This is a genomic window from Tatumella terrea (genome assembly GCF_039523755.1).
Lineage (GTDB): Bacteria > Pseudomonadota > Gammaproteobacteria > Enterobacterales > Enterobacteriaceae > Tatumella > Tatumella terrea.
Genome location: NZ_BAAAFX010000013.1, coordinates 120,623 through 146,545 on the forward strand (window position 1 = coordinate 120,623; position 25,923 = coordinate 146,545).

General features: G+C 53.4%; 25 protein-coding genes. 9 read left to right on the forward strand and 16 right to left on the reverse strand.

Translation table 11 applies throughout. From position 1 onward, the window contains the following. Positions 1-430: 430 nt before the first annotated feature. The 3 genes from ABD035_RS17655 to nirB form a co-directional block, all read right to left on the reverse strand. Positions 431-826, reverse strand: coding sequence for an SAM-dependent methyltransferase (locus ABD035_RS17655; RefSeq protein ID WP_425579716.1), 396 nt, complete (start codon positions 824-826; stop codon positions 431-433). A 126-nt stretch (positions 827-952) separates the two neighbouring features. Beyond that, positions 953-1,327 (reverse strand): nitrite reductase small subunit NirD, encoded by a 375-nt coding sequence (gene nirD, locus ABD035_RS08685; RefSeq protein WP_343869402.1) that lies wholly within the window; start codon positions 1,325-1,327, stop codon positions 953-955. Continuing rightward, a complete protein-coding gene (gene nirB / locus ABD035_RS08690) occupies positions 1,327-3,867 on the reverse strand; it encodes a nitrite reductase large subunit NirB (protein WP_343869405.1) in 2,541 nt (846 codons plus the stop codon). The genes nirD and nirB overlap by 1 nt, the downstream gene beginning before the upstream one ends. A 311-nt stretch (positions 3,868-4,178) precedes the next feature. Here nirB and ABD035_RS08695 point away from each other — a divergent pair, with 311 nt between their 5' ends. Continuing rightward, complete coding sequence (locus tag ABD035_RS08695) at positions 4,179-4,613, forward strand: hypothetical protein (RefSeq protein WP_343869407.1); 435 nt, start codon at positions 4,179-4,181, stop codon at positions 4,611-4,613. A gap of 339 nt (positions 4,614-4,952) precedes the next feature. On the opposite strand, the gene ABD035_RS08700 is transcribed toward ABD035_RS08695, so the two are convergent. The 3 genes from ABD035_RS08700 to ABD035_RS08710 form a co-directional block, all read right to left on the reverse strand. Beyond that, complete coding sequence (locus ABD035_RS08700; RefSeq protein WP_343869410.1) at positions 4,953-5,855, reverse strand: pyridoxal-phosphate dependent enzyme; 903 nt, start codon at positions 5,853-5,855, stop codon at positions 4,953-4,955. Between the two features lie 1,409 nt (positions 5,856-7,264). Then, on the reverse strand, positions 7,265-8,899 hold the full coding sequence (gene treF, locus ABD035_RS08705; RefSeq protein ID WP_425579717.1) for an alpha,alpha-trehalase TreF: 1,635 nt from the start codon (positions 8,897-8,899) through the stop codon (positions 7,265-7,267). A gap of 188 nt (positions 8,900-9,087) precedes the next feature. After that, the gene (locus tag ABD035_RS08710) at positions 9,088-9,942 is read right to left on the reverse strand and encodes an SDR family oxidoreductase (protein WP_343869412.1); all 855 of its coding nucleotides are present in this window, start codon (positions 9,940-9,942) and stop codon (positions 9,088-9,090) included. A 93-nt stretch (positions 9,943-10,035) separates the two neighbouring features. Here ABD035_RS08710 and ABD035_RS08715 point away from each other — a divergent pair, with 93 nt between their 5' ends. From ABD035_RS08715 to ABD035_RS08725, 3 genes are all read left to right on the forward strand, one after another. Continuing rightward, the gene (locus tag ABD035_RS08715) at positions 10,036-10,437 is read left to right on the forward strand and encodes a winged helix-turn-helix transcriptional regulator (protein ID WP_343869415.1); all 402 of its coding nucleotides are present in this window, start codon (positions 10,036-10,038) and stop codon (positions 10,435-10,437) included. A 276-nt stretch (positions 10,438-10,713) separates the two neighbouring features. Further along, positions 10,714-11,511 carry a siderophore-interacting protein gene (locus ABD035_RS08720; protein ID WP_212715058.1) on the forward strand — a complete coding sequence of 266 codons (798 nt, stop codon included), beginning with the start codon at positions 10,714-10,716 and terminating at the stop codon, positions 11,509-11,511. 45 nt (positions 11,512-11,556) lie between these two features. Beyond that, positions 11,557-12,057: a PadR family transcriptional regulator gene (locus tag ABD035_RS08725; RefSeq protein WP_343869418.1), complete on the forward strand. Its 501-nt coding sequence runs from the start codon at positions 11,557-11,559 to the stop codon at positions 12,055-12,057. A gap of 16 nt (positions 12,058-12,073) precedes the next feature. Here ABD035_RS08725 and ABD035_RS08730 read toward each other — a convergent pair whose 3' ends face one another. The 3 genes from ABD035_RS08730 to ABD035_RS08740 all read right to left on the reverse strand — a co-directional run bounded on the left by ABD035_RS08730 (position 12,074) and on the right by ABD035_RS08740 (position 13,972). Next, positions 12,074-12,370, reverse strand: coding sequence for an Rdx family protein (locus ABD035_RS08730; protein WP_212715057.1), 297 nt, complete (start codon positions 12,368-12,370; stop codon positions 12,074-12,076). Positions 12,371-12,400: 30 nt separating this feature from the next. Further along, on the reverse strand, positions 12,401-13,405 hold the full coding sequence (gene acuI / locus ABD035_RS08735) for an acrylyl-CoA reductase (NADPH) (protein ID WP_212715056.1): 1,005 nt from the start codon (positions 13,403-13,405) through the stop codon (positions 12,401-12,403). A 402-nt stretch (positions 13,406-13,807) separates the two neighbouring features. Then, positions 13,808-13,972 carry a DUF1127 domain-containing protein gene (locus tag ABD035_RS08740; protein ID WP_249213662.1) on the reverse strand — a complete coding sequence of 55 codons (165 nt, stop codon included), beginning with the start codon at positions 13,970-13,972 and terminating at the stop codon, positions 13,808-13,810. Between the two features lie 178 nt (positions 13,973-14,150). Here ABD035_RS08740 and ABD035_RS08745 point away from each other — a divergent pair, with 178 nt between their 5' ends. Together ABD035_RS08745 and ABD035_RS08750 are read left to right on the forward strand one after the other, a co-directional pair. Then, positions 14,151-15,563 (forward strand): aminotransferase-like domain-containing protein, encoded by a 1,413-nt coding sequence (locus tag ABD035_RS08745; RefSeq protein ID WP_212715055.1) that lies wholly within the window; start codon positions 14,151-14,153, stop codon positions 15,561-15,563. 575 nt (positions 15,564-16,138) lie between these two features. Continuing rightward, positions 16,139-18,298, forward strand: a complete 2,160-nt coding sequence (locus tag ABD035_RS08750) for an ornithine decarboxylase (RefSeq protein WP_343869422.1) — start codon at positions 16,139-16,141, stop codon at positions 18,296-18,298. A 39-nt stretch (positions 18,299-18,337) separates the two neighbouring features. Here ABD035_RS08750 and mltC read toward each other — a convergent pair whose 3' ends face one another. From mltC to mutY, 3 genes are read right to left on the reverse strand one after another with little or no spacing between them, the layout of a single operon-like run. Continuing rightward, the gene (mltC, locus tag ABD035_RS08755) at positions 18,338-19,414 is read right to left on the reverse strand and encodes a membrane-bound lytic murein transglycosylase MltC (protein ID WP_343869424.1); all 1,077 of its coding nucleotides are present in this window, start codon (positions 19,412-19,414) and stop codon (positions 18,338-18,340) included. 53 nt (positions 19,415-19,467) lie between these two features. Continuing rightward, complete coding sequence (locus ABD035_RS08760; RefSeq protein WP_343869426.1) at positions 19,468-19,740, reverse strand: oxidative damage protection protein; 273 nt, start codon at positions 19,738-19,740, stop codon at positions 19,468-19,470. Beyond that, complete coding sequence (gene mutY, locus ABD035_RS08765) at positions 19,737-20,825, reverse strand: A/G-specific adenine glycosylase (protein WP_343869428.1); 1,089 nt, start codon at positions 20,823-20,825, stop codon at positions 19,737-19,739. The genes ABD035_RS08760 and mutY overlap by 4 nt, the downstream gene beginning before the upstream one ends. 159 nt (positions 20,826-20,984) lie before the next feature. Here mutY and trmB point away from each other — a divergent pair, with 159 nt between their 5' ends. The 3 genes from trmB to ABD035_RS08780 all read left to right on the forward strand — a co-directional run bounded on the left by trmB (position 20,985) and on the right by ABD035_RS08780 (position 22,843). Then, positions 20,985-21,704: a tRNA (guanosine(46)-N7)-methyltransferase TrmB gene (gene trmB, locus ABD035_RS08770; protein ID WP_212715050.1), complete on the forward strand. Its 720-nt coding sequence runs from the start codon at positions 20,985-20,987 to the stop codon at positions 21,702-21,704. Beyond that, positions 21,704-22,048: a YggL family protein gene (locus tag ABD035_RS08775; protein ID WP_343869431.1), complete on the forward strand. Its 345-nt coding sequence runs from the start codon at positions 21,704-21,706 to the stop codon at positions 22,046-22,048. The genes trmB and ABD035_RS08775 overlap by 1 nt, the downstream gene beginning before the upstream one ends. A 69-nt stretch (positions 22,049-22,117) precedes the next feature. Next, positions 22,118-22,843: a DUF2884 family protein gene (locus tag ABD035_RS08780; protein WP_212715048.1), complete on the forward strand. Its 726-nt coding sequence runs from the start codon at positions 22,118-22,120 to the stop codon at positions 22,841-22,843. Positions 22,844-22,892: 49 nt separating this feature from the next. On the opposite strand, the gene hemW is transcribed toward ABD035_RS08780, so the two are convergent. The 4 genes from hemW to ABD035_RS08800 are packed head-to-tail and all read right to left on the reverse strand — an operon-like array spanning position 22,893 to position 25,911. Next, the gene (gene hemW, locus ABD035_RS08785; protein WP_343869434.1) at positions 22,893-24,032 is read right to left on the reverse strand and encodes a radical SAM family heme chaperone HemW; all 1,140 of its coding nucleotides are present in this window, start codon (positions 24,030-24,032) and stop codon (positions 22,893-22,895) included. Then, complete coding sequence (gene rdgB, locus ABD035_RS08790; protein ID WP_343869436.1) at positions 24,025-24,618, reverse strand: RdgB/HAM1 family non-canonical purine NTP pyrophosphatase; 594 nt, start codon at positions 24,616-24,618, stop codon at positions 24,025-24,027. The genes hemW and rdgB overlap by 8 nt, the downstream gene beginning before the upstream one ends. 21 nt (positions 24,619-24,639) lie before the next feature. Continuing rightward, the gene (locus ABD035_RS08795) at positions 24,640-25,194 is read right to left on the reverse strand and encodes a YggT family protein (protein ID WP_212715045.1); all 555 of its coding nucleotides are present in this window, start codon (positions 25,192-25,194) and stop codon (positions 24,640-24,642) included. Positions 25,195-25,206: 12 nt separating this feature from the next. Then, positions 25,207-25,911 carry a YggS family pyridoxal phosphate-dependent enzyme gene (locus ABD035_RS08800; protein ID WP_212715044.1) on the reverse strand — a complete coding sequence of 235 codons (705 nt, stop codon included), beginning with the start codon at positions 25,909-25,911 and terminating at the stop codon, positions 25,207-25,209. Between the last annotated feature and the right edge of the window lie 12 nt (positions 25,912-25,923).

Consider the following 25,923-nt stretch of genomic DNA (forward strand, 5'->3'; position numbering starts at 1 on the left):
ATCTCAGACAGGTTTCAGGGACTATTAATTTCGCAATAACACGATCTTTTCTGATATTAAAAATTAATTAATAATATAAATTAATTTTATTTTATTTTTCCGCAGCCCTGAGCATTAACGATAAATTCAGGATGCTTAGTTTCTGAAATTATTTCATTAGTAAACTTTTCAGGGGCTTTCTGATATCCCCGACACAGAAGAACGACGAACCCGACAGGAATCAGACCGGAGTTGCGGAGATCGTCACAGCACCCTGACAGCTCATCCCGTTTCCCGACCCTGACGCGCTGTTGTGGCCGGGGGCCGCTCTTAATTACCGCGACCGGCAGGACTGAGAGTGATAGCCGGCATCCGGCATCAGTAGGTTTCCCGGCACCGGTATCCTGGAGTTGCGTACAGATATCTGCTGCCCGCAGTAACCCCCTGTAAATCACCAGCGTTTCGTCCGTACAGAACCTCTATAAGTAACGGATATAACACCGGGGCCCGGTAATAAAGCGTACGCCGGAGGCGTGTTCCCGGAGTGTCCGCGGAATAAATGTGGCGGCGCAGCCACTGGCGGCGGTAATTCCGGAAAGCACGGAGCAGTGAATACCTGCGGCCTGATGCGCTTCCGGCTTTTTCCGCCCCGACCCAAAATGAGCGGGTCACCCCCTTTCAGTCTGACCACCCGTTGACCGGAGCCTGCCTCACGGATCAGGAGGCGGTTAATCCCGTCCCGGCAATGATCAGGGCGACCAGATCGCTTCCCGGCAGCGATCCGTTTAGCGCTCTGCGGGATCAGCACCAGCATCCCGTCAGAGACCCGCGGGGGGAAAGCCACCACCTCCGCTTACTGCAGGGATCGCAGGGCGTTCAGTCTCTGCGATTCCGTGTCCCCGGGGGCTGCGCCGGTCAGTATGGCCTGACCGGTCACTGCCGGAAAATATGGTCCGGAGTTACCCCGGGCAGGTCATTCACGGATCACCGTATCGTCGTGACTGTCCGGCACCGGCACCGGCATCGTGCTGACCTGCACAGCCCCTTCAGAAACCTTCACCGGATACGCGGCCACAGAATAACGGTTGTCCTCCATGCACAAACCATCACGCAGTCTGAAGTGTTGTTTCTTTAGCGGGCTGGCAACCCAAAGGTCGCCCTGATGTTCAGCGATAATGCCGCGGCTGAGTACGCTTGCCCGAAAAAAAGGGTCAATATTACTGATGGCATAGACCTGCACATCATCTCGTGGGCGGAACAGGGCGATTTGCTGATTTTCAAGCAAAGCGCAGACGCCGGTCCCCGGCAGAATATCGGTGACCTTACAAACAGTGACCCATTCAGTCATCACTTATCCTCCTGCAGGGCTACCGGGATGCGTTCTTCCGGCCGGGCCGGCCGGTGTTGCTGGCCTTCGGGGACCATCTGTACCAGCATGTCGCGTTGCGGACTGTTAACGAAATGATTGAAACGTAAGCGTGTATCCGGTTCAGACAGCGTTTCACGCCATTCACAGTGATATTTTTCCCGCAGTAAACGCAGATCCTCTTCCGCCTGCGCCGCAATATTTAAATTATCGTCGATGATCACTTTTCTCAGATAATCGATGCCACCTTCCAGATTTTCCAGCCAGACGGCAGTGCGTTGTAATTTATCGGCGGTACGCAGATAGAACATCATAAAGCGATCGATATAGCGAACCAGTGTGGTCTGATCGAGGTCCGCAGCCAGCAAATCCGCATGGCGGGGTTTCATGCCGCCATTACCGCAAACATAAAGATTCCAGCCTTTTTCTGTCGCGATGACGCCGATATCTTTGCTCTGTGCTTCAGCACATTCACGGGTGCATCCGGAGACACCGAACTTCATTTTATGCGGGGTACGGATACCTTTATAACGGTTTTCCAGCATGACCCCGAGCCCGGTGCTGTCCCCGACACCATAACGGCACCAGCGACTACCGACACAGGTTTTTGCCATGCGAAGCGCTTTGGCATAGGCATGACCGGTTTCAAACCCGACATCCAGTAACCTCTGCCATATCACCGGTAAATCATCTTTCTGAACACCAAACAGAGCAATCCGCTGCGACCCCGTGATCTTGCTGTAAAGGGAAAAGTCGGTCGCTATCTCACCGATAACACGCAATTGCTGCGGGGTAATCTCCCCTCCGGGACTACGGGGGATCACCGAATAAGTACCATCTTTCTGGATATTGGCCAGAAAGTTATCGTTGGAATCCTGTAACGGCACCAGTGCCGGTTGCAGGATAAAATCGTTCCACGCGGAGGCCAGCAGGCTGGCAATGGCAGGTTTACAGACTTCGCAGCCATAGCCTTTTCCGTATTGCCGGAGTAATGCATCGAAGGTTTTGATTTGTCCGACACGGATCAGATGGAACAGCTCCTGACGGGAATAGGGGAAATGTTCACACAGATGGTGGGTGACCTCGATTCCCTGTCGTGAGAGTTCACTGTTCAGTACCTGCGTCAGTAACGGAATACATCCGCCACAACCGGTGCCGGCATGGGTCGCGGTTTTCAGTGCTGCCACCGTATGACATCCATCGGCAATCGCCTTAATGATGGTGCCCTTACTGACATCAAAGCATGAACAGATCTGTGCACTGTCCGGCAGTTTATCGACACCCATGACCCGGCTCTCTCCTGCCGCGCAGGCAGGCAGGATCAGCTGCTCAGGATTTTCCGGCAGTTCAATTCCGTTCAGCATGAGTTGTAATAAATTAGCGTAATCGGTGGTATCTCCGACCAGTACGGCACCCAGCAGTAACCTGTTATCTGCACTGACGATCAGACGCTTATAAACTTCTTTAGTTTCATTAAGATAAATATAGCTTCGGCAGCCCGGGGTACGGCCATGAGCATCGCCCAGTCCACCGACATCGACCCCGAGTAATTTGAGTTTGGCGCTCATATCGGCGCCATCGAATTCTGCTGACTGATCACACAAGTGTGCGGCCACTACCCGTGCCATTTTGTATCCCGGAGCGACCAGCCCGTAGACATGGTTTTGGTAGCTGGCACATTCGCCGATAGCATAAATGTCCGCATCGCTGGTCTGGCACTGCCGGTTAATGGCAATCCCGCCGCGTTCGGCGGTCACCAGTCCGCACTGATGGGCCAGACTGTCCTGCGGGCGAATACCGGTAGAGAAGACCACAAAATCGGTCTCCAGCGAAGAACCGTCGGCAAATAACAGAGTTTTACGCGATTCACTGCCTTGCTGAATAATCTGGCGGGTATTCTTTCCGGTATGAACCTGAACCCCGAGACGCTCTATTTTCTTACGTAATTGTTCGCCGCCGGTAGTATCCAGCTGTTCGGCCATCAATACGTTGGCAAACTCGACCACGTGGGTTTCAATCCCGAGATTTTTCAGTGCGCCGGCCGCTTCAAGCCCCAGTAATCCGCCACCAATAACCACCCCGCGTTTACTGCGCAGTGCACAGGCTTCGATGGCGTTCAAATCTTCAATGGTCCGGTAGACAAAGCAGTCAGGGCCGTTACTGCCTTCAATCGGGGGGACCCGGGGGTAAGAACCGGTGGCAATCACCAGCTTATCGTAACAGACCGTGCGGCCGGCTCCGGAGCTCACCTCTTTGCGCTGACGATCGATGGCCAGTGCGCGCTCTGCAATAAAGACCTGAATATGATGCTTTGCGTAAAAACCTTCACGGACCAGCGACAGGTCTTCAGCGGTATGATGTGAAAAATAAGATGAGAGATGGACCCTGTCATACGCCTGGCGGGGTTCTTCGCAGAATACAGTGATCTCGTAGCGGTCTGCGGGCGATTTATCGATCAGCTCTTCAATAAAACGGTGTCCCACCATACCATTTCCAATCACGCAGAGTCGGGTATTACGCATTGTGGCCTCACGGGAATGACAGAGATACCACCTTACGATAAAGGCGTGTCAGACTTATTGATGCAAGTCAAATGCATCTTTAATCTGCCGGACACACGGACACACGGACACACGGACACACGGACACACGGACACACGGACAGGAACATATACACAGACGGGTACCCGGTCGCACAGGCAAAAGGTGATAATGCGGGTATCGGCAGCATCACCGGTCGCTGTAAGAGAATTCTGTATTCTCAGAGCGCGCCTTGTAAGAATAAAGATTGGCTGCTAGGTTTTTTACATAGCCTAAAACAAGGGAAATGAAGATGAAAAAAACATTAACTGCTGTTGCTATTTCGATGACTTTCTTCACAGCGCATGTATTTGCAGAAACAACTTCACAGCAGGTTCAGGAACAGACTCAGCAGCTGAAAAACAGCGCGTCTGAGACGACCGAACAGGCTAAAGACCGTAGTGCGGAAATCGTGAACAAAACCAAACACCGTCTGCAGGAAAAAAACGAGCAGACAGTGAACAAGCTGAAAAATGGTGGTCACACCTCTAATACTGATGCTGCGAAAGAAAAATCACAGAAAGCCTGGAACCGTACGAAAGAAGGTACTGAAAAAGGCTGGAATAAGACAAAAGAAACCACTCACAAAGCGGTGAATGGTACTCAGGAAGGTGCAACCAAACTTTGGAATAAAACCAAAGATGCAGCATCTGACACCAAAAGTGCTATCTCTGAAAAAGTTAACTGATCACCCGGGCCGTCAGGCATATTCACAGGTCGATTAGCTTCTCAGAACCAGGCCTCCTGCAGTCGCAGGGGGCTTTTTTGTCTCCGGAATTTTACAACCAGGCTGGGAGTACTTTGATTGCAGCACGATAGTCACCGCGCAGGTGAACGTCGCAGCTATCGAACGGAAGGGGATAAAGGCCTGGCAAGCCAGCGTGCAGGCTACCTGGCCATTGTCCGGGGGAGCCCTTTCAGGGCGAATGTGAGGGTTGCAGGCTGCAATGCCTGCCGCCACCCCCAATACATCGTTATCATCGCCGGGATCCCCGCAGGTATAAGCGCCTGTCAGTCGGGGCTCCGGTTAAGCCAGTATGGCGCTGGCGGTAACCGATGCACCACCGCAAACGATCACCAGCACGTTATCTTCGGCAGCGAACTGAATTTTCCGATCATACAACAGTGACAGTGAAACACCGCAGGCAGGTTCCGTCAGTACCCGATGGTCATCAAGAAACGCCCGGCAGGCACTCACCGCTTCTTCATCGGAGACCAGCATACTGTGAACGTTGTGGCGGGTGGCCACATCGAATGCATTTCTGCACACCTGGCTTGCGGCGAGTGTTGTGGCTATGCCACTGACAACCGGTAATCTGACGAGTTTGCCGGCATTCACCGAAGCATTAAGTGATGCGGTACCATAGGTTTCACCGGCATAGACAGGGATATCCCCTAACCGGTGTCTGACCAGCCCCTGAACGACACCTGAAAGTAAACTACCTCCTCCGACCGATAAAACGACCGCATCAGGCTTCAGCCCTTCCCCGATGACTTCATCAATGATTGTGCTGATCCCCTCCCACAGATGCGGGTCATCGAACGGATGAATATAAACCGTGTTACCGCCGGTGAGTGATAATGCGTAATCGTTAGCTTCGCTCCAGACTTTTCCGTGGACAATCAGTTCTGCACCTTCACGGAGAATAAGCTGCCTTGCCATTAACGAGGTGGTTTCAGGGACGACGACCGTTACCGGCAGCCCCAGCTTTCTTCCACTGTGTGCCACCGATATTCCGGCATTGCCGCCGGATGAGCTGACAAAACCGGTAGCACCTTGCTCTGCATAATACCGGCATGCATTGGCTGCACTGCGGAGTTTAAATGAACCGGTGGGTTGAGCCGATTCCATTTTTAACCAGACATTCGTTTTTAAGCATTCACTCAGAGGAAGCGAATTTATAAGCGGAGTTTTGATACTTATTTTCATCCGTGGATACCTGCCTCAATAAATAAGTCATATGAAGAAAAAATGGCTGATAGCATTTCAGTGTGTCTGCTAACCCAACTTGTCATACCTGGTCTGAGATGGCAAAGCGATATTATCCCGGGACGGTGGAGAGTGTCTGCGAGCGAAGGTACCGCGCAGCGGCGGGCAGGTTTGTCGCCAGGCCCGGAGTGCAGAGGGCGCGGCCATGCGCCCTTTGCCCGGTCGCCCCCGGCGGGGCTAAGGCAGCATGCCTTAATATAAAGCGAACGGAATATTCACGATCTACCCCTTAAAACCCATAAACAAACTAAATATTCCCTGCCTGAGATAAAAAATAACAGCCAGACTCCATACCCACAGACCTGAGGAAAAAAGTCCCCCGGTTTTCACCGGACCCACACCCGGTGAATTACCGCGACATCGCACCGCTGAGCGAATGAATGCGTCCAGGACGAGCCGCATGGACGCGGCGAGAGGTCACGCTGAGCAGGAGCGAATCGTGAGCGGTCCGTGAAGGACACATGAGTGAGCGAAGGTACCGCGCAGCGGCGGGCAGGCTTGTCGCCAGGCCCGGAGTGCAGAGGGCGCGGCCCTGCGCCCTTTGCACGGTCGCCCCCGGCGGGGCTAAGGCAGTCTGCCTTAACATAAAGCGAACGGAATATTCATCGTGCCGAGAATAAAAAAACAACAGCCGAACTCATTACCCACAAACCTGAGAAAAAAATCCCCCGGTTTTCACCGGACCCACACCCGGTGAATTACCGCGACATCGCACCGCTGAGCGAATGAATGCGTCCAGGACGAGCCGCAGGGACGCGGCGAGAGGTCACGCTGAGCAGGAGCGAATCGTGATCGGTCCGTGAAGGACACATGAGTGAGCGAAGGTACCGCGCAGCGGCGGGCAGGTTTGTCGCCAGGCCCGGAGTGCAGAGGGCGCGGCCCTGCGCCCTTTGCCCGGTCGCCCCCGGCGGGGCTAAGGCAGCCTGCCTTAAGATAAAGCGAACGGAACACTCACCGTGCTGATAATAAAAAGCGATTCCGGTTTTTCACCGGACCCACACCCGGTGACTTACCGCGACATCGCACCGCTGAGCGAGCGAATATGTCCAGGACGAGCCGCAGGGACGCGGCGAGAGGTCATGCTGAGCAGGAGCGAATCATGACCGGTCCGTAAAGGACAAATGAGTGAGTGAAGGTACCGCGCAGCGGCGGGCAGGCTTGTCGCCAGGCCCGGAGTGCAGAGGGCGCGGCCATGCGCCCTTTGCCCGGTCGCCCCCGGCGGGGCTTGGGCAGCCTGCCCGACAAGAAAGCGAACGGAATATTCACCATGCTAAGAATAAAAAACCACAGATAAACGGAATACTCACCACCCTGAGATAAAAAACCTGATCCGGTTTTCCCCGGATCCCTTACCCTTTTGGCAGAAAACGCCCATAGACTGTCATCAGTTTACGCGTGACACCATTCGTCCAGCCAAAACCATCCTGCAACGGATATTCCCCCCCGCCACCAGGCCGGGAGTGTTCGCTGCTGATATCGTACTTTTCAACCAGCTTGTGATGCTGCGAATAAAAATGAGTGACGGTTGTCAGCCAGTTCACGGCAATATCACGGGCGAGTGCGTTTTCGCCATAAGCATTCAGCCCCTCAATCGCCATCCACTGCAGCGGGGCCCAGCCATTAGGTTTATCCCATTGCTCTCCGCTATCTATGGTCGATGAAACCAGACCGCCTTTGGTCAGTAATAATCTGCGTAGTTCAGCCGACACCCGCTTCGCCTGAGCCGGACTGGCCATACCCGTGAACAGCGGTACAACAGCCGCCGCTGAAAAGGAGCCAAAGGTACTGCGTCGCCAGTCATAGTCACGATAAACCCCGTCAATATCATCCCAGAGATAACGATCCATCGCCTTACGCCGGGCATCTGCTTTTAACTGCCAGGCGCGCGAGGTGAGTATTTCCCCTTCATCTTCGGCCAGACGAACGATGGTCGTTTCGAGTTTATACAGTAACGCATTCAGATCGACGGGAATAAACTGGGTGGTACGGATACTGGCCAGCCGGTTGGGATCCCTGAGCCAGCGTGATGAATAATCCCAGCCGGAAGCCGCACCGGCCCGTAAATCCCGGTAGACCTCACCAGGCGGGCGGCCTGAAAATTTTGCCGTTGCTATATCTTCCCGCCAGGACTCATCCCTTGGTGTGTCCCTGTCGTCCCAGTAGCGGTTGAGTAACGAACCATCGGGCATCCGTACCACATGCCGGTAGGCCTGGTGTGGCAGCAGGGCACCGGCACCATCCATCCAGTATTCATGTTCACGAATTAAATGCTGCAGGTAATGGGTACTGCCGGGTAATCCTGCTTCTTCAAATAATTCGACCATCAGCGCAAATACTGGCGGCTGGGAACGGCTCAGATAATATGTCCGGTTACCGTTGGGGATATGGCCATAATTCTCGATCAGCCAGGCGAAGTTATCAGCCATATCCCTGAGCAGATCTGTTCTGCCGCTTACCGGTAAGCCCAGCATCGTGAAGTAGGAATCCCAATAATAAACTTCACCAAAACGCCCCCCCGGAACAAGGTAAGGTTTAGGCAACGGCAGCAACGATGAAAATGGCTGATGCTGACGGGGTTCCCGAACCAGTACCGGCCACAGATCGTCGATATGCTGGCTGATGGGCTTATCCGTCTGCTGGTGGTGATACACACCGTGGTCGGGGGGCGGAGTAAAATGCTCTGTGACAAAATCCGCAAGGTCGAACTTTTTCCCGCTCCGGCGCAACTTGCGGTAGAGAATAAGAATATCCAACGGATCACCTTTCGGTGAGCAGTCGGCAAAGGTCTTACTGTCCGGAAAGATATGGGCATTTTGCACATGCTCAAATAGCTCAAGATAACGATCCGAAGGCGTCAGGGCATCGGCGGCAGGCAGCCCTTCGATGATCCCGGGTTCGGGTTCGTAATCATCCATCCCCTCCAGCCAGAGTTCGTAAGGGTCGTCATGGATTCCGGTGCACCCGGTCTCCGGGAATTCCGGCAGGGTTTGCTGTTGTTTATTTGATAAAGTGATAATTGCCTCCTCGCCTTTGCCCGGGAAAACTGGTCAATTCATAAACACTAAGTATAGACAATCCTGAAAAGGCACAGCGCGAAGCACGAAAAAGTACGTAAATTACGTAAATAAAGGTGATGAAAGACAGGCACCGCCCCGGACGGCGCCTGTGAATATCAGACGGTCAGCGATTCAGTAATGGTGTGAGCAAAAGGCGTAGTGGGGCGGCCAATCAGGTGGCTGAGGGTTTTTCCGGAATCATAGAGCCCTCCGGCGGCTGCCCCGGCATCAGAATCTGCCAGCATCTCCGCAAGTGGCGCGGGTAATCCGGCCTGTTTAAGCGCATCAGCAAAGGCCGTGGGTGAGAGATTAACGTAGTCGACCTTTTCACCCGTCTGGCGGGTAATTTCTGCACTGAACTGAGCCAGTGTATAAGCACTGTCCCCGGCCAGTTCGTATATTTTTCCTGCCTGGTCATCGGCGGTAATGACTCTGACTGCCGCCTCTGCGTAATCCTGGCGGGAGGCTGAGGCAATTTTCCCGTCTCCGGCAGCACCGATAAAGGCGTGATGGGTGAGTGCAGGAGCGATACTGGCAGCATAGTTTTCGGTATACCAGCCATTACGCAGCAGCGCATAACCGATACCGGAGTCTGCCAGTCGGGCTTCCGTTGCACGGTGTTCAGCCGCAAGACCCAGCGGAGATGTATCCGCATGCAACAGGCTGGTATAAGCGATAAATTTTACTCCGGCTTTCACCGCAGCCTCTATCACTGCGGCATGCTGAGCCTCCCGTTGACCTACCTCACTGGACGAGATCAGCAATAGTTTTTCGACGCCCTGTAATGCCGGGAGCAGTGTTTCCGGACGGTTATAGTCGGCTTCCCGTAAGGTAACCTCGCGGGGAAGTTTCTCTGCAGCCACGGAGGGCTGGCGAACCAGAGCAATGATATCTCCGGCTGTATTTTCTTTCAGTAACTGATGAATCACTTTACGGCCTAACTGACCGGTTGCTCCGCTGATAGCAATCATAAGACCTCACTGAGTAATAATAAGGATGACAGAGGGTCACTATAAAATTTAAACTTACTTTTGGTAAGTACTTACAAAAAGGTTAGTGGAAAAATGGCCAATACGCTGCAACAGAAATATGTCCGCGGAGAGTTACTGAATGCTAACTGTCCGTCCCGCGATATGCTGAAACGGGTAACCAGTCGCTGGAGCGTGCTGGTGCTGCTGGCCCTTAAACAGGACACACTGCGCTTTAGTGAACTCAGACGTAAGATAGGCGGCGTCAGCGAACGAATGCTGGCTCAGACACTACGCCATATGGAGCAGGACGGTTATATCCGGCGTAAGGCCTATGATGTCGTCCCCCCGCATGTTGAATACTGGCTGACCCCGCTGGGATATGAGGCCGAAAGAAAAGTCATCGGTCTGGCTGACTGGCTGGAAGAGAATGTTTCGGTAATACAGCAGCATCGGGATAATTTTTCCCGTGAGTATGGCGTGCCGGAACAGGACTGATCAGGGCGCGTTTCCCGGGGTGATAACCAGATTCAGTAAGACAGGCAAAAAATGCGATCGCGTATGCCGGGAAAGTTATTATTTATCACATTGATTCAATAGAGTAATTTTTTATTTTTCTGCAGGTGTGACGTCTGCTTATTGGCCGGAAACCGATTTTTTTCTTGCAGTAAAGATATATCATGGATAGATTACTGAAATTGCAAATAAGAATCATTCCATTTCCAGGCCTGTCTGCGGGAGAGGCTGAAGACCTTTGAATCGGGAGAACTTTATATGTCTGATGTACTATCCTCAGGACGTGCGCTACCAAAGCGGGTAAAAAATGAATTACGTTTTCGTCAGATTACCGTCAGTGATAAGCGGCTGATTGCCGGAAAATTCTGGCGGATTGAATTTACCAGCGAAGAACTGGCGGGTTACCACTCCCCGGGGTTTGATGACCATAGTAAGATTTTCTTCCCTGATCCGGAAACCGGGCAGTTACGCTTACCGGAAATCACCGAAGAGGGGATCGTCTGGCCGGGCGGTGAACGCCCGGCAGCCAGGGACTATACCCCGCTGTTTTTCGACGGGAAATCGCGGCTGACACTGGATTTTTATCGCCATGAAAAAGGTATCGCCAGCGACTGGGCAGAAAACGCCAAAGCCGGGGATACGCTGGCGGTCGGCGGGCCTCGTGGATCACTGATCGTGCCGGCAGATTACCGGGTTCAGTTGTTCGCCTTTGACGAAACCGGTCTGCCTGCGTTACAGCGCCGCCTGGCAGAAACCCGCGCTGAAAAGCTTATCCTGCTGGCCTTTACCGATGAATCGCTGGTAAAAAGCTATCTGCCATCGCTACCGGACAATGCTGAGCTGACATGTTCCGGGGCGGGCACGATGAATGCTGAAGGGGTCCGGCGCTGTCTGCAACAACTGGCGGCACTGGAATTACCGGAAGATGACTATTTCATCTGGCTGACCGGGGAAGGGGAATCAGTCAAAATGTTAAGTGATTACTTTACCGGCCAGCGGGATTGCCATCCGGCGCTGGTACGGAGCGTGGCTTACTGGCATCGCAAAGGAAAATAATTCTGTCCGCCGGGCGGTCCCGGTGCAGGGAAAAGGAACGAGATTATGAATATCATCCAACCCGGAGGCCATCAGCGTCGCCGGCGCGAAAAGATGCTGGACGCTGCAGAAATGAGATTACTGATCTTAAGCTTTCTGCAACAGCAACCGGCTCATGGTTATGAGCTGATAAAGTCGATAGAAACTCTGGCGCAGGGAGAATACAGCCCCAGTCCCGGAATAATTTATCCTGCGCTGATGCTGCTGGAAGAGATGGATGCCATTGTGCCGCAAAACCCGGAAGCCGGGCGCAAAAGCTACCAGCTGACGGGGTACGGCGAACAATTTCTAAAAGACGGTGAGCAGCAATTACAGGAAATTACGGCCCGGCTAAAAACGCTGGCCGTGGCCGGTAAAAATCGGCGTATCCCGCAGATTGAAAGGGCGGTACATAACCTGAGGTCGGCGCTGAATACCCGTCTTGCTGAACCGGAAATCTCGCAGGAAACGCTGTATGCGATTATCGATGCACTGGACGACGCTGCAAAGCGGATTGAACGGGGCTGATTAAGGGAAGGGCGACTCAGTCACCGGATTTCCCGTGATTATCGATGTGCCCCAGCGCTTTTTCCGGGAAACAGTAGTCCCTGACCCGTTGTTTCAGACGGACAGCGTCCGGGAAACCTCCGTCACGCTTTCTTTCCCATAACAAATGGTCGTCGGCGTAGATTTCAAAGATCCCGCCACGACCGGGTTTCAGTGTCACGGCCGCCAGATCATCGGCAAAAGTACTTAATAATTCCTGTGCCATCCAGGAAGAACGAAGCAGCCACTGGCACTGGCTGCAATAATGTATGGTGATCACCGGGCGAGTATTCATTTTTTTCCTGAGCAAGAGTTCCGCGTGATGTCAGACCGACGGTTCCGCAGAAGAGTGACAATCCACCACCAGTCTGCCACGAACCTGCCCGCGAAGTAAGTCATCCGCATGACTGATGGCGGATGCCAGCGGTATCATTGTGGTCATTTTTCTCAGATGTTCACTGTCGCAGAGAGAAGCCAGCCTCTCCCAGGCCTGCTGGCGGCTGTGCATCGGGCACATCACACTATCGACCCCGGCCAGAGTGACGGCCCGTAAGATAAAGGGGGCCACACTGGCAGGCAGGTCCAGTCCCTGAGCCATACCACAGGCAGCCACTACACCATAACGGGCGGTGCCTGCCAGTACGTTACTTAGCGTATGGCTGCCGACGGTATCTATGGCCGCGACCCATTGTTCTTTTGCCAGAGGTTTAGCCGGCTGATTCAGCGTTTCACGCGGAATAATGCGCGATGCCCCGAGGGTATTCAGCAGATACTCACTGTCATTCGGCCTTCCTGTGCTGGCAATCACGCGGTACCCCGCTTTTGCCAGCAGCCAGACGGCAAAGCTCCCGACGCCTCCGCTGGCACCGGTCACCAGTACCTCTCCCTGCTGTGGGGTAACTCCCTGTTTTTCCAGGGTCATCAGGCACAGCATGGCAGTCAGTCCGGCAGTCCCGATGGCCATGGCGTCAGCGGGTGTGAGTGTTTCGGGGAGTGCGACCAGCCAGTCTCCGTCTGCAGAGGCTTTTCCGGCCAGCCCACCCCAGCGACTTTCACCGACACCGTAGCCGGTGAGAATAGCAAGATCCCCGGGACGCCATCGGGGATGACGGCTGGAGGTGACCCGGCCGACGAAGTCGATCCCCGGTACCATCGGGAACTGACGGATAACCGGCGCTTTATTCTCTATGGCTAACGCATCCTTATAATTCAGTCCGGAGAACAACACATCGAGTGACACGGATGCCGGGGGTAATTGCGCATCGTCCAGCCGGGTTAGTGTGCTTCTGTAACCTTGTTCGTCGTTTTCAATCACTATGGCCTGAAACATAAATCACTCCCGGGTAAACAATGCGCGTGGCAAAGAGGTGCGGTTATACGCAGCCATTCAGCATATCAGGACGGGAAATTAAAACAAAACGGTGCGATAAACTAACGGAACCACAGATCTCCAGGCAGAGGATGTGCGGAAACATCTGCGGTTATTCGGATATAAAATAAAGTAATTTATTTACTGACTTTACTGAAAGAACTGAAAGAACTGAAAGAACTAAATTTGCTGACCGAAATCTGAACCCGTAACCCGTAACCCGTAACCCTGAACCCTGAACCCGTAACCCTGAACCCTGAACCCTGAACCCTGAACCCTGAACCCTGAACCCTGAACCCTGAACCCTGAATCCTGAATCCTGAATCCTGCCAGCACACCGTGTGGCAGGGTTATCTGCTGCGCTTAATCCGAATCATTCTGTCGCTTTGCGCCGGCGTTCGCTGGCTCATCATTTGTCTGCTGCAGTACCCGACGGTACTTTCTGCGCTGCCAGGCTCTTTTCAGTGACCTGGCCAGTAAGACGTAGCCTATAAATGGCTGATGAGGTCTGTTTTCATGAAATTCCATTCTGCTGCCCCCGCGTGTAATCAGAGGCTTTATCTTCACCGATCCCTGCATAAAGAATACAGATGCAAAAAATACTTTTATTCAGCATACAGATTGGCTAAAAAGGTGACTGATTCGCAGGTTATTGGCTTATCTGTACTGGTTTATTAATCTGTATGGTGAAAATTAAGGATACAGCATGACACGTTATCAGCATCTGGCTAATCTGCTGGCGCAGCGTATTGAGCAGGGATTCTACCGGGAAGGAGAAAAACTGCCTTCGGTACGCAGCCTTAGCCAGGAACACGGTGTTAGCATCAGTACCGTCCAGCAGAGCTATCAGTTGCTTGAACAGCAGCGACTGATCACCGCGCAGCCCCGTTCCGGTTACTTTGTGGCACCGCACCCGTTACAGGCACCGGTTCCGCCGATGTCCCGGCCGATCCAGCGGCCGGTGGAGATTACCCAGTGGGAACAGGTACTGAGTGTGCTGAATGTGCGTAATGATAAAGAAGTGATTACGTTTGGCGGCGGGTCACCGGATATGAGCCAGCCCGGCCTGAAACCTCTGTGGCGTGAACTGAGCCGGGTGATCCGCCATGATAGCGGCGATATCCTGAAATATGATGAACTGACCGGGCAGCGGGAGCTGCGGGAACAAATCGCACGCCTGATGCTGGATGCCGGATCGGTGGTGACTGCCGATGATGTGGTGATCACCAGTGGTTGCCATAATGCATTGTCTCTGGCCCTGCTGGCAGTATGCGAGCCCGGGGATATTATTGCGGTCGAATCACCGACTTATTACGGCACAATGCAGTTATTGCGTGGCTTAGGTTTTAAAGCCATCGAAATTCCTACTGACCCTGTTAACGGGATCAGTGTTGAAGCTCTGGAACTGGCACTGGAGCAGTGGCCGGTGAAAGGGGTGATCCTGGTCCCAAACTGCAATAATCCGCTGGGGTTTATCATGCCTGACCCGCGTAAACGGGCGGTGCTGGCGCTGGCCCAGAGCCATGATATTGTGATTTTCGAAGATGATATTTATGGTGATCTGGCTACCGATTATCCGCGGCCGCAGACCATTCATTCTATGGATATCGACGGGCGGGTGATGCTGTGCAGCTCATTTACTAAAACCATCGCGCCCGGCCTGAGAGTTGGCTGGATTATCCCTGGCCGTAATTACGATCGTCTGCTGCAGAAAAAATATGCTGTCAGCGGCACCAATGTTCCGTCAACTCAGCTGGCGGTTTCTGCTTTTATACGTGAAGGATTTTATCACCGCCATCTGCGCCGTATGCGGCAGATTTATCAGCACAATATGGAGACTTATACCGGCTGGCTGCGCGAATATTTTCCCTGTGGCATCTGCGTGACGCGGCCGAAAGGGGGATTTATGTTGTGGGTTGAGTTGCCCGCGCAGGTCGATATGGTGTGTGTTTCCCGCCAGTTATGTCGTCTGAAAATTCATGTCGCGCCCGGCTCCTTATTTTCTGCTTCCGGTAAATACAGAAATTGCCTGAGGATCAATTGTGCTCTGCCGCCGATTGAGAAACACCGGCAGGTAATGGTGAAGCTGGGAGAAGCCGTTAAAATGGCCATGGAATAACGCTGCAGTTGCACAATGCGCGATGATTAACCAGGAACGGGCAGGGTCGCGCATTTATAAATATGAGCAGGGGCGGGCTGTGTTACGTTTTGTCATGAATATAAAATCAGTAAATACGTTTTTTCATTCCGGGTAAATATTATTATTCTATAATAAACAAATGGTTAATTAATTTCCCGGCCGGGTAGTTTGATTAATTATTGCTTGCCTGTCCCTGTTAAAGGTGACATTATGAGCGCCGTTTATTTTCTGACGTTTTTCACTGCCCTGAGAGGTTATTACGGTGCAAAAGACGCGTTGCTCTGCTCGTAATCTATTCCCCCTGCTGCGGATCCTTAACCCGCGGTTAACGGGCACCTGCCGGAAAACCCACTCTGTCACCATGCGGTGAAGCCAGCCATTGGCTGGTTGTTGGGCATGAGTAAAAACAGAGACTGTTCTGATTTTACTGATGTCTATCATCCTGAACCCTGATCCGGTTCACAGCCAGATATCTGACATTATTCGCCGGGGAACTATCCTCATTGCCGTGCCTATGTGCACCCACTCATCCTTGACCTTTGGGGATTTGTGTCATGACACCATTAAAAATTGCGGCCAGTGCCGCACTGATCCCACAGATCACTTCACCGCGAGCGCTGGTATCACTGGAAAATACCGATTTTACCGATATTGCCGCCGTCGTACTGACCCATGCGGATGCATCGATGGGGATGCTGTCTCTGCTGAACCACAGTGGCTTTAATTTACCGGTGTTTGTTGCCGGTGGCCCGTTATCGCCGGAGCTTCAGCAGAAGGGCGTTTGTGGCGTCTATCAGCCCGATGAAGCCGGTTATCAGGCTCTGGAAGAAGCAGCCTGTGAATATCAGGAAACGCTGCTGCCACCGTTTTTCGATACCTTAACCCGCTATGTGGCGATGAAGAACAGCACGTTTGCCTGTCCGGGCCATCAGGGAGGCGAGTTCTTCCGCAGGCATCCGGCCGGCCGGCAGTTTTATGATTTTTTTGGTGAGAATGTGTTCCGTTCTGACATGTGTAATGCAGATGTCCGGCTGGGCGATCTGCTTATCCATGAAGGTTCCGCCAAAGATGCGCAGAAATTTGCTGCCCGCGTCTTCAATGCGGATAAAACCTACTTTGTCCTTAACGGCACATCGAGTGCGAATAAGGTCGTGACCAATGCCTTGCTGACCCCGGGCGATCTGGTGCTGTTTGACCGTAACAACCATAAGTCTAACCACCATGGTGCGTTAATTCAGGCCGGTGCGACGCCGGTTTATCTGGAAGCGGCCAGGAATCCGTTCGGGTTTATCGGCGGAATCGATGCCCATTGTTTTGAAGAAGACTATCTGCGGAAGCAATTGCAGAAGGTCGCTCCCCACCGGGCGGCCGATAAACGTCCGTTCCGGCTGGCTATCATCCAGCTCGGTACCTATGACGGTACGGTTTATAATGCCCGGCAGGTGGTGGATAAAATCGGTCATCTCTGTGACTATATTCTGTTCGACTCAGCCTGGCTTGGCTATGAACAGTTTATTCCTATGATGGCGGACTGTTCGCCGCTGTTACTCGAGCTTACCCCCGAGGACCCCGGGATCTTTGTGACGCAGTCGGTTCATAAACAACTGGCAGGATTTTCCCAGACATCGCAGATCCACAAAAAGGATAACCATATCCGGGGACAGCGGCGCTTCTGCCCGCATAAGCGTCTGAACAATGCGTTTATGCTGCATGCTTCCACCAGCCCGTTTTATCCGCTGTTTGCCGCGCTGGATGTGAACGCAAAAATTCATCAGGGCCGGGCCGGACGGAAAATGTGGCAGGACTGTGTCATCCTGGGGATTGAGGCGCGTAAAGCCATACTGTCCCGCTGCCGGATGATCCGGCCATTCCTGCCGGAAACGGTCGACGGGCAACGCTGGGAAGATATTCCGACCGGCATACTGGCGAGTAATCGTCGTTATTTCAGCTTTGAGCCGGACGCCCGCTGGCACGGTTTTGCCGGTTATGCCCGCGGACAATATCTGGTTGACCCTTGCAAATTACTGCTGACCACGCCAGGTATCGATGCGGCCACCGGAGAATACAGTGATTTCGGGATCCCGGCGACGATCCTCGCGCATTACCTGCGGGAAAATGGCATCGTGCCGGAAAAATGTGACCTGAACTCGATTCTTTTCCTGCTCACTCCGGCGGAAAGTGCAGACAAAATGGCACATCTGGTGTCGATGCTGGCGCAGTTTGAAGAGCATGTCCAACAGGATGCGTTGCTGGAAGAGGTACTGCCGACGGTTTACCGTAAGTATGAACAGCGTTACCGGGGCTACACTCTGCGTCGTCTGTGTCAGGAAATGCATAATCTTTATGTCAGCTACCGGGTCAAAGATCTGCAAAAAGCTATGTTCCGTGAAAAGAGCCTGCCTCCGGTCGCTATGGAGGCGCAGCGTGCCCATCATCTTTATCTGCGGGGTGAAGTTGAACTGGTCCCGCTGGCGGAAGCCACTGGCCGGATAGCGGCGGAAGGGGCTTTGCCTTACCCGCCGGGCGTGCTGTGTGTCGTTCCCGGTGAAGTCTGGGGCGGGGCGGTGCGGGATTACTTCCTGGCACTGGAAGAAGGGATCAATCAGTTGCCAGGCTTTTCACCGGAACTGCAGGGCGTATATATCCGCGAAGATGAACAGCAGAATGAGCGGCTGTATGGCTGGGTTATTCTGCCAGAGGCTTTACCGGCCTGAACCACCGCCCCCGGAGCCTGAATGGCTCCGGGGGCGGGGTTAATAGCGGTAATAACTGCGTTCAGCGTTATTCACTTTATACAGATAACGGCGGGATTCCATGGCCGGATGGTTGTTGATCAGTGTCTGGTACACTTCATCCGGCGACATGGCATTAATCATATCCAGTGCCTTATCTTTGTTGCCGGAGAATACCCGCAGTACACTGCCTGCGCCGCCGTTATAAGCGGTGATCACCGCATAACGCCGGGAGACCGGGTTAATGATCCCTGCCAGATAACTTTTCTGCAGCAGTGAGAGATACGCGGTTCCGGCATCAATATTATTTTCCGGGTCCAGCAGGTAACTCCGGCTGGGTTTACCCCATTTTCCTTTCATGCGGAAGACATCCACACCGGCCGTATGCTGTACCACCTGCATCAGTCCCAGCGCATCGGAGTTACTGACCGCGTAGGGGTTAAAGCTGGACTCAATCTGCATAATCGCCAGGATAAGCGAGGCATCGACACCATACTGCTCCGAAGCCTGACGAACCAGCGGCAGATATTTATGGGCACGTTTATTCAGATGGTTAGGCACCATCGGGATGGTCACGGACCAGATCACGTGCAGCCCTGACATACGGCGCTGCAGGCGATGTTTCAGTAAGTAATCGGCAAAGCTTGCTGCTCTGCCTTCCCAGCGAATAGAGTGGCCGGTATTATCCAGCACCTCACCGTACAGCAAGGGTTGCTGGCTAAGTTTGATATCATTCGCATCGGAGTACAGGTCGACGTTGCCAGGGTTTTCGCCAATCAGCAAAGTGGTGATGATTGCCTGCCGCAGGCTGGCCATCGGATCCGTTCCGGAAATGGTCTCGATGGTTATTTTACCGCTTTCGAAGTTAATGTGACTGCGGGTGTAGTAGTTGTCGCTGTACTTCACATAGTCTTTCGGACCGGCAATCAGGACCTCATTGATCCCCCAGATATTCTCTATGTTATGGGCAAACTGTCCCATCAGAATATCGAAACCATTCGTATCCTTTACCCAGTTTTCATTAAAAGCCGGAGGCTTATGACTGGAGCAGGAAACCAGTAAGGGGGCAATCACCAGAAACGGGTACAGTTTTTTCATTTTTTTTGTTTGGCTGATTGTAGGATGTAAGGTTTCGGATGAGGACCGGCCGGTTACTGTGCCGGTGGCGTATAGCCTTCAATATGAACGTCTTTACCCTCAAACAGGAAGTTGATCATTTCCTGCTCCAGCACTTTTCTGTCTTCAGGATTCATCATGCTGAGTTTTTTTTCATTGATCAGCATCGTCTGTTTTGCCATCCATTCCTGCCATGCCGGTTTTGAAATTTCCCGGAAAATACGGGCACCGATCTCACCCGGATACAGCTGAAAATCCTGGCCTTCGGCTTCGCGTTGCAGATAGGTACAAAAAATAGTGCGACTCATAATTCTTCCTCATTAGGCTTACGCGAATGTAATGCCATCTGTTGCGGGTGTTTCAGTTCATGTAACAGTCGCTCAACCGGGGCTGCCAGTCCGACCGCGGGAGCTCGGGCTAAGTTATACCAGAGACTGCCACTTTCATCCATTAACGCGCCAAATTCCGGTGAGGTCAGTAACCAGGGCACAATTTCCAGATGGAAATGGCTGAAGGTATGACGAAACGCCGTCATTGGCCGGGGCTCACCGCCGATATTGTTCGCGCTTAACCAGCTGAACATCGCCTGCTCGCTGTCGAATTGCGGGAAACAGTATAATCCGCCCCAGATACCGACCGGAGGGCGCTGCTGCAACAGCACATTGTCACCCTGTCTGACCAATAAAAACCAGGCTGTTTTCACCGGCAGCGTCTTTTTCGGTTTTTTCCCGGGATATTTCTCCCAGGAATGATGAGCAAAGGCAATGCAGCCCGATTGCAGCGGGCAGATTTCGCACCTGGGCCGGGAACGGGTACAGACCATGGCGCCCAAATCCATCATCGCCTGGTTAAACTGACTGACGCCCCGGGCCGGGGTGACATCCTCACTGATCTTCCAGAGCCGTTTTTCCACCTCGCTTTTCCCGGGCCATCCCTCAACGGCATAGCAACGGGCCAGCACCCGTTTTACATTCCCGTCGAGGATGGGATAATGCTGCCCGAGAGATAATGAAAGGATCGCGCCAGCCGTAGAGCGTCCGACACCCGGCAGGGCAGCGACATCGTCAAAGTTTTGTGGGAAAATACCCCCATGCTTTTCTGTTATCTGGCAGGCAGCTTTGTGCAGGTTACGGGCCCTGGCGTAGTACCCCAGTCCTGTCCACAGGTGCAGAACCTCATCCAGAGGTGCCGCCGCCAGGTCAGTCACGGTCGGAAAGCGTGACATAAACCGCTGAAAGTAAGGGATCACCGTCGCTACCTGGGTCTGCTGCAGCATGACTTCAGACAGCCAGACCTTATAGGGAGTTTTTTCCTGCTGCCATGGCAGGGTTTTACGCCCGTACTGGTGATACCAGTCCAGGGTTTGTTGCGCAAAGAGCGACGATTGCATCATAACAGCAAATATTTCCACAGAAGCTAAGCTAAGATCAGGGCAGGAATTCCAGCACAGACCTGCCTGACTGTAAACATGAAGATTGCAAAGGCTTGCTTCCGTGGCCGAACTTTGCATAATTCCCGTTTTTCCCGAAAAGGTAAACCAACAGGCATTCCTATGATCAATGATGTCATCACGCCGGAATTTGATGAAGAAGGCCGTCCGCTGCGACGTATTCGCAGCTTTGTCCGCCGTCAGGGACGGCTGACGAAAGGACAGCAACACGCGCTGGATCACTACTGGCCACAGATGGGTGTCGAGTTTACTCCGCAGCCGGTTAATTTTGCAGCGCTATTCGGCCGTGAATCTCCGGTCGTGCTGGAAATCGGCTTCGGTATGGGAGCATCGCTGGTGACCATGGCGGAGCAGAACCCGCACCAGGACTTCCTGGGTATCGAAGTGCATGCGCCAGGTGTCGGTGCCTGCCTTGGGTCAGCCCACGAAGCCGGGGTCAGCAATCTGCGTGTCATGTGTCATGATGCCATGGAAGTGCTGGAAACGATGATCCCGGATAATTCACTACGTATGGTGCAGCTGTTTTTCCCTGACCCGTGGCATAAAGCCCGTCATAATAAGCGCCGTATTGTGCAGGTCCCTTTTGCTGAACTGATATTACGCAAGCTGAAACTCGGTGGCGTGTTCCATATGGCGACCGACTGGGAAAACTATGCGGAGCATATGCTGGAAGTGATGCAAAGCATTCCGGGCTTTCAGAACCAGTCTGCGGACGGGACTTTTGTGCCGCGTCCTGACACGCGTCCGGTAACCAAATTTGAACAGCGTGGTCAGCGTCTTGGCCATGGTGTGTGGGACTTAATGTTTGAGAGGATCAAATAATGGCAGTACAACGCAGTCGTCGTTTACGTAAAAAAATGCACCTGGCGGAATTCCAGGAACTGGGCTTTTCTGTTAGCTGGACATTCGCAGCAGGCACCTCTGAAACCGATATCGATGCCACCCTGGATGCTTTTGTCGATGAGGTTATCGAGCCGAACGGTCTGGCCTACGATGGCAGTGGATATCTGCAATGGGAAGGGCTGGTTTGCCTGCAGCAGACCGGTAAATGTACCGAAGAGCACCGTAAAGCGGTACGAGAGTGGCTGGAAGCCCGTCAGTTGTCCGACATTAAAGTGACTGAACTGTTTGATGTCTGGTGGGACGAAGAAGCCGCTGAACTCTGATAGCGGTCCTTCGCTGTCAGTGCAGTAATGCGGTATCAGTATCCGATGTTCAGACAGAAAGGAGTGTGCATGCTACGTAAAGTGATCGCAGCCGGAGTATTGCTGGCAACCGCTCAGGTTGCCCGGGCCGATTATCAATGTCCTGTGAAGCCACAGGATGATATTACTGTCACAGCGCAGCAGGTTGCGGTCAGTGGCAGTAATGGCAATCTGACTATCACCCCACAGGGGGAGATGACGTTTAACGGTAAAGCGGTAACGCCGGACCAGACACTGCGTCAGCAAGCCATTGCTTATCAGGCGGCCGTACGCCGGGATCTGCCCTGGATAGACCAGGGCGCGCATCAGCGTCTGGAAAACAGTCGCGTTGCGCTGGATAAAATCATCGTCGAAAAGCTGGGCAGTGGCAGCCATGTCCGCACCCGGCTGACAACGCTGGATACTCAGCTGAAAGCGCAGATGAACCGGATCATCGAACACCGAAATGACGGGCTGATGTTCCATCATGCGGCCATCGATCAGGTGCGTGCAGAAGGCGATAAGCTGGTACAGAGCACCATGGGTGGCATTCTGCAGGACAGTCTCAACGAACTGGGCAGCAGTTCCGGTGCCGGGGGGAATGGCAGTAATCCGCTGCAGGCCCTGATGGGGAACCTCGGGGGGCTGCAACAGTCTGTGCGCAGCGAAGTCAGCAAGCAGGAAGCTGACTTTCAGCAGTTTGGTAACGCGGTCTGTGAAAAGGTCGGATCACTGGAAAAGCAACGTACTGCACTCTATCACCAGCTAAGTCAGTAACGGTGACGCACCGCCCGCCACAGTTTTGTGACGGGCGGTAACGCCGGCATTATTCCTGTTCCAGAAAAATCTCCAGCAGGCTGTTCAGAAACAGTCTGCCTTTTTCACTCACCTGCCAGGTATTCTCTGTTTCATTCAGATAGCCCGCAGCAATCGCTTTATCCAGCGCCGGCCGGATGTGCTGCTCACCAAGCCCGGTATACCGGACAAATTCCTCACGCGGGCAAGGCTCCCACAGCCGGAAACGATTCATGAAATACTCAAACGGCTTTTCATTATCGGTAACCGTATAGCGCTTATCCAGATAGTCGCCCCGCATAAAGCCACGGGGATGACGGGTTTTCACGCTACGGATAATCTCACCGTCCGGCTGGGTTAATTTGCCGTGGGAACCACATCCGATGCCCAGATAGTCGCCAAAGCGCCAGTAATTCAGGTTATGCTGACATTGCAGACCCGGCTTAGCGTAGGCGGAGGTTTCATATTGCTGATAACCTGCGGCGGTCAGTAGCTGGTGGCCCTGTTCGAAGATATCCCACAGGTCATCATCATCCGGCAGCACCGGGGGCCGTGAGGCAAACAGGGTATTAGGCTCGATAGTCAGCTGATACCACGACAGGTGCGGAGGAGCCAGCGCGATAGCCTGACGTAAATCGTCCAGCGCTTCGTCCAGTGACTGGTCCGGCAAGCCGTGCATCAGGTCAAGGTTAAAGCTTCTGAGACCCAGTCCGGCGGCTAAATTTGCTGCGCGTTTGGCTTCTTCCGGCCCGTGGATACGCCCAAGACGTTCCAGTTTCTGCTGACTAAAACTCTGCACCCCTATCGAGATCCGGTTAACCCCGGCCCGCTGATAACCGCTGAAACGGTCGGCTTCAACCGTTCCCGGGTTCGCTTCCATGGTGATCTCGGCACCGGCGGCGACAGGCACACGCTGGCGTACGCCATCAAGCAGTGCCTGCATCGCCTCACTGCTCAACAGGCTGGGGGTGCCTCCGCCAATAAAAATGGTCGAGACTTCACGGCCGGAGGTCAGGGCGATGTCATTATCCAGGTCAGCCAGCAGATGGCCGACGTATTCCATATGCGGAACATCACCTTTCAGCGCATGTGAGTTAAAGTCGCAGTAGGGACATTTCTGTACACACCATGGAATATGGATATACAGACTCAGCGGTGGCAGATTACCCATTACCCAGTGCATCCAGTAATTGCTTCAGTGCCTGACCGCGATGAGATACCGCCAGCTTTTCGGCTTTGGTCATCTCTGCCGCTGTCTTACCTGACTCCGGCAGCAAAAACACCGGATCATAACCAAATCCGCCTTCGCCATGGGCTTCACGGGTAATGACACCCGGCCAGCGACCGTGGAAAACCAGCGGGGTAGGGTCATTGGCATGACGAAGATAGACCAGTACGCAATGAAATGCGGCATGGCGTTGATCTTCCGGCACGTCTTTCATCGCAACCAGTAATTTATCCAGGTTCTGTGCATCGCTGGCTTCTTCGCCGGCATAGCGGGCAGACCAGATACCGGGGGCGCCGTTCAGCGCCTCCACAGCCAGTCCGGAATCATCGGCAATGGCCGGTAATCCTGTGACCTGTGCCGCATGACGTGCTTTTAACAGCGCGTTTTCAATAAAGGTCAGACCGGTTTCTTCCGGCGCATCCACGCCGAGATCGGTCTGGGCGACGATATCCAGGCCGAAAGCCGCCAGCGGTTCGGCCAGCTCACGTACTTTTCCAGCATTACCGGTCGCCAGAACTACTTTTTGCATAATTTTTCCAACAATTCAGGGTTACAGCAGGTACCAGAGCCCGGGGAAGAGATCCATTCCCAGGAAATTCAGTGCATACAGGATCAGCACCACAATCATGGCTGAGAAGTCGATGCCGCCCATTGCCGGCAGAAAACGGCGGATAGGGGACATCAGCGGTTCGGTCAGCTGCAACAAAACATAATCCATGGGGCCGCGACCCTGGCTTACCCAGCTCATCAATGAGCGTACCAGGATCACCCAGAAGACCAGGTTACCGGCGGCTTTCAGCAGTGACAGGACCCCTATCAGAATATTGTAAGGGCCGATAGCAAATCCACCGGACTGTATAAGCATCAGTACCGGGAATTTGATGGTCGTCAGCACCAGCGCCAGCACCAGTGAGGCCGTGTCGATAGGCCCGATGGCAGGAATAATCCGGCGCAGGGGGCGGATAACCGGCTGAGTCAGTTTGACGATAAACTGGGCCAGCGGGTTATAGAAATCACAACGGGCCCATTGCATCCAGATGCGTAATAACAGCACCATGACGTAAAGATCGATAATTGTTTTGACCAGAAAAGTCAGCGTGTACATGAGTGTCCTCAGTTATTGTGAAGAGGGCGGATAGTGACGGGCACCGAAAATGGCCGAACCGACACGAACCATCGTGCTGCCGGCTTCAATGGCAGCTTCCATATCATCGCTCATTCCCAGCGATAGCGTATCAATAGTGTCGTATGCGGCACTTAGTGTCCGGAAGGCCTCAGCCATCCGGCGACACACTGTGAGTTGTGCCTGATACCCGGTCTCCGGGGCAGGAATAGCCATCAGGCCCCGGAGCTTCAGTTGCGGCAACCGGGCAATCTGCTCAGCCAGTGCCGGGATCTCTTGCGGAGAAATACCGGATTTACTCTGCTCGTCGCTGATATTGACCTGTATCAGTACATTCAGTGGCGGCAGATGAGCCGGACGCTGGTCATTCAGACGCTGCGCCAGTTTCAGCCGGTCAAGGGTATGACACCAGGAAAAATTCTCAGCCACCAGCCGGCTTTTATTGGATTGCAACGGACCGATAAAGTGCCATTCGGCTTCCGCCAAATCCCGGGTCTGCGCAATCTTATCGACCCCTTCCTGCACGTAATTCTCGCCGAAACACCGCTGGCCTGCCTGCCATGCTTCCCGGATAGCGCTCACAGGTTTGGTTTTACTGACGGCCAGCAACGTAATTTGCTGTGGATCCCGGCCGCAGTTTTCGGCAGCAGCACTGAGACGCTGCCGGACTTGCTGTAAATTATGCTGGATGAGAGTCATAACGGACTATTT

Excerpts from the sequence above, each read along its gene's own strand:
- mltC (WP_343869424.1), bottom strand. The coding sequence starts at position 19,414 with ATGAAAAAACTGTACCCGTTTCTGGTGATTGCCCCCTTACTGGTTTCC.
- ABD035_RS08700 (WP_343869410.1), bottom strand. The coding sequence starts at position 5,855 with ATGAAAATAAGTATCAAAACTCCGCTTATAAATTCGCTTCCTCTGAGT.
- ABD035_RS08715 (WP_343869415.1), top strand. The coding sequence starts at position 10,036 with ATGGCCAATACGCTGCAACAGAAATATGTCCGCGGAGAGTTACTGAAT.
- trmB (WP_212715050.1), top strand. The coding sequence starts at position 20,985 with ATGATCAATGATGTCATCACGCCGGAATTTGATGAAGAAGGCCGTCCG.
- ABD035_RS08800 (WP_212715044.1), bottom strand. The coding sequence starts at position 25,911 with ATGACTCTCATCCAGCATAATTTACAGCAAGTCCGGCAGCGTCTCAGT.
- nirB (WP_343869405.1), bottom strand. The coding sequence starts at position 3,867 with ATGCGTAATACCCGACTCTGCGTGATTGGAAATGGTATGGTGGGACAC.
- mutY (WP_343869428.1), bottom strand. The coding sequence starts at position 20,825 with ATGATGCAATCGTCGCTCTTTGCGCAACAAACCCTGGACTGGTATCAC.
- ABD035_RS08710 (WP_343869412.1), bottom strand. The coding sequence starts at position 9,942 with ATGATTGCTATCAGCGGAGCAACCGGTCAGTTAGGCCGTAAAGTGATT.
- ABD035_RS08750 (WP_343869422.1), top strand. The coding sequence starts at position 16,139 with ATGACACCATTAAAAATTGCGGCCAGTGCCGCACTGATCCCACAGATC.
- ABD035_RS08725 (WP_343869418.1), top strand. The coding sequence starts at position 11,557 with ATGAATATCATCCAACCCGGAGGCCATCAGCGTCGCCGGCGCGAAAAG.
- ABD035_RS08780 (WP_212715048.1), top strand. The coding sequence starts at position 22,118 with ATGCTACGTAAAGTGATCGCAGCCGGAGTATTGCTGGCAACCGCTCAG.
- ABD035_RS08695 (WP_343869407.1), top strand. The coding sequence starts at position 4,179 with ATGAAAAAAACATTAACTGCTGTTGCTATTTCGATGACTTTCTTCACA.
- ABD035_RS08795 (WP_212715045.1), bottom strand. The coding sequence starts at position 25,194 with ATGTACACGCTGACTTTTCTGGTCAAAACAATTATCGATCTTTACGTC.
- rdgB (WP_343869436.1), bottom strand. The coding sequence starts at position 24,618 with ATGCAAAAAGTAGTTCTGGCGACCGGTAATGCTGGAAAAGTACGTGAG.
- ABD035_RS08760 (WP_343869426.1), bottom strand. The coding sequence starts at position 19,740 with ATGAGTCGCACTATTTTTTGTACCTATCTGCAACGCGAAGCCGAAGGC.
- ABD035_RS08745 (WP_212715055.1), top strand. The coding sequence starts at position 14,151 with ATGACACGTTATCAGCATCTGGCTAATCTGCTGGCGCAGCGTATTGAG.
- acuI (WP_212715056.1), bottom strand. The coding sequence starts at position 13,405 with ATGTTTCAGGCCATAGTGATTGAAAACGACGAACAAGGTTACAGAAGC.
- nirD (WP_343869402.1), bottom strand. The coding sequence starts at position 1,327 with ATGACTGAATGGGTCACTGTTTGTAAGGTCACCGATATTCTGCCGGGG.
- ABD035_RS08775 (WP_343869431.1), top strand. The coding sequence starts at position 21,704 with ATGGCAGTACAACGCAGTCGTCGTTTACGTAAAAAAATGCACCTGGCG.
- hemW (WP_343869434.1), bottom strand. The coding sequence starts at position 24,032 with ATGGGTAATCTGCCACCGCTGAGTCTGTATATCCATATTCCATGGTGT.
- ABD035_RS08720 (WP_212715058.1), top strand. The coding sequence starts at position 10,714 with ATGTCTGATGTACTATCCTCAGGACGTGCGCTACCAAAGCGGGTAAAA.
- ABD035_RS08740 (WP_249213662.1), bottom strand. The coding sequence starts at position 13,972 with ATGGAATTTCATGAAAACAGACCTCATCAGCCATTTATAGGCTACGTC.
- ABD035_RS08730 (WP_212715057.1), bottom strand. The coding sequence starts at position 12,370 with ATGAATACTCGCCCGGTGATCACCATACATTATTGCAGCCAGTGCCAG.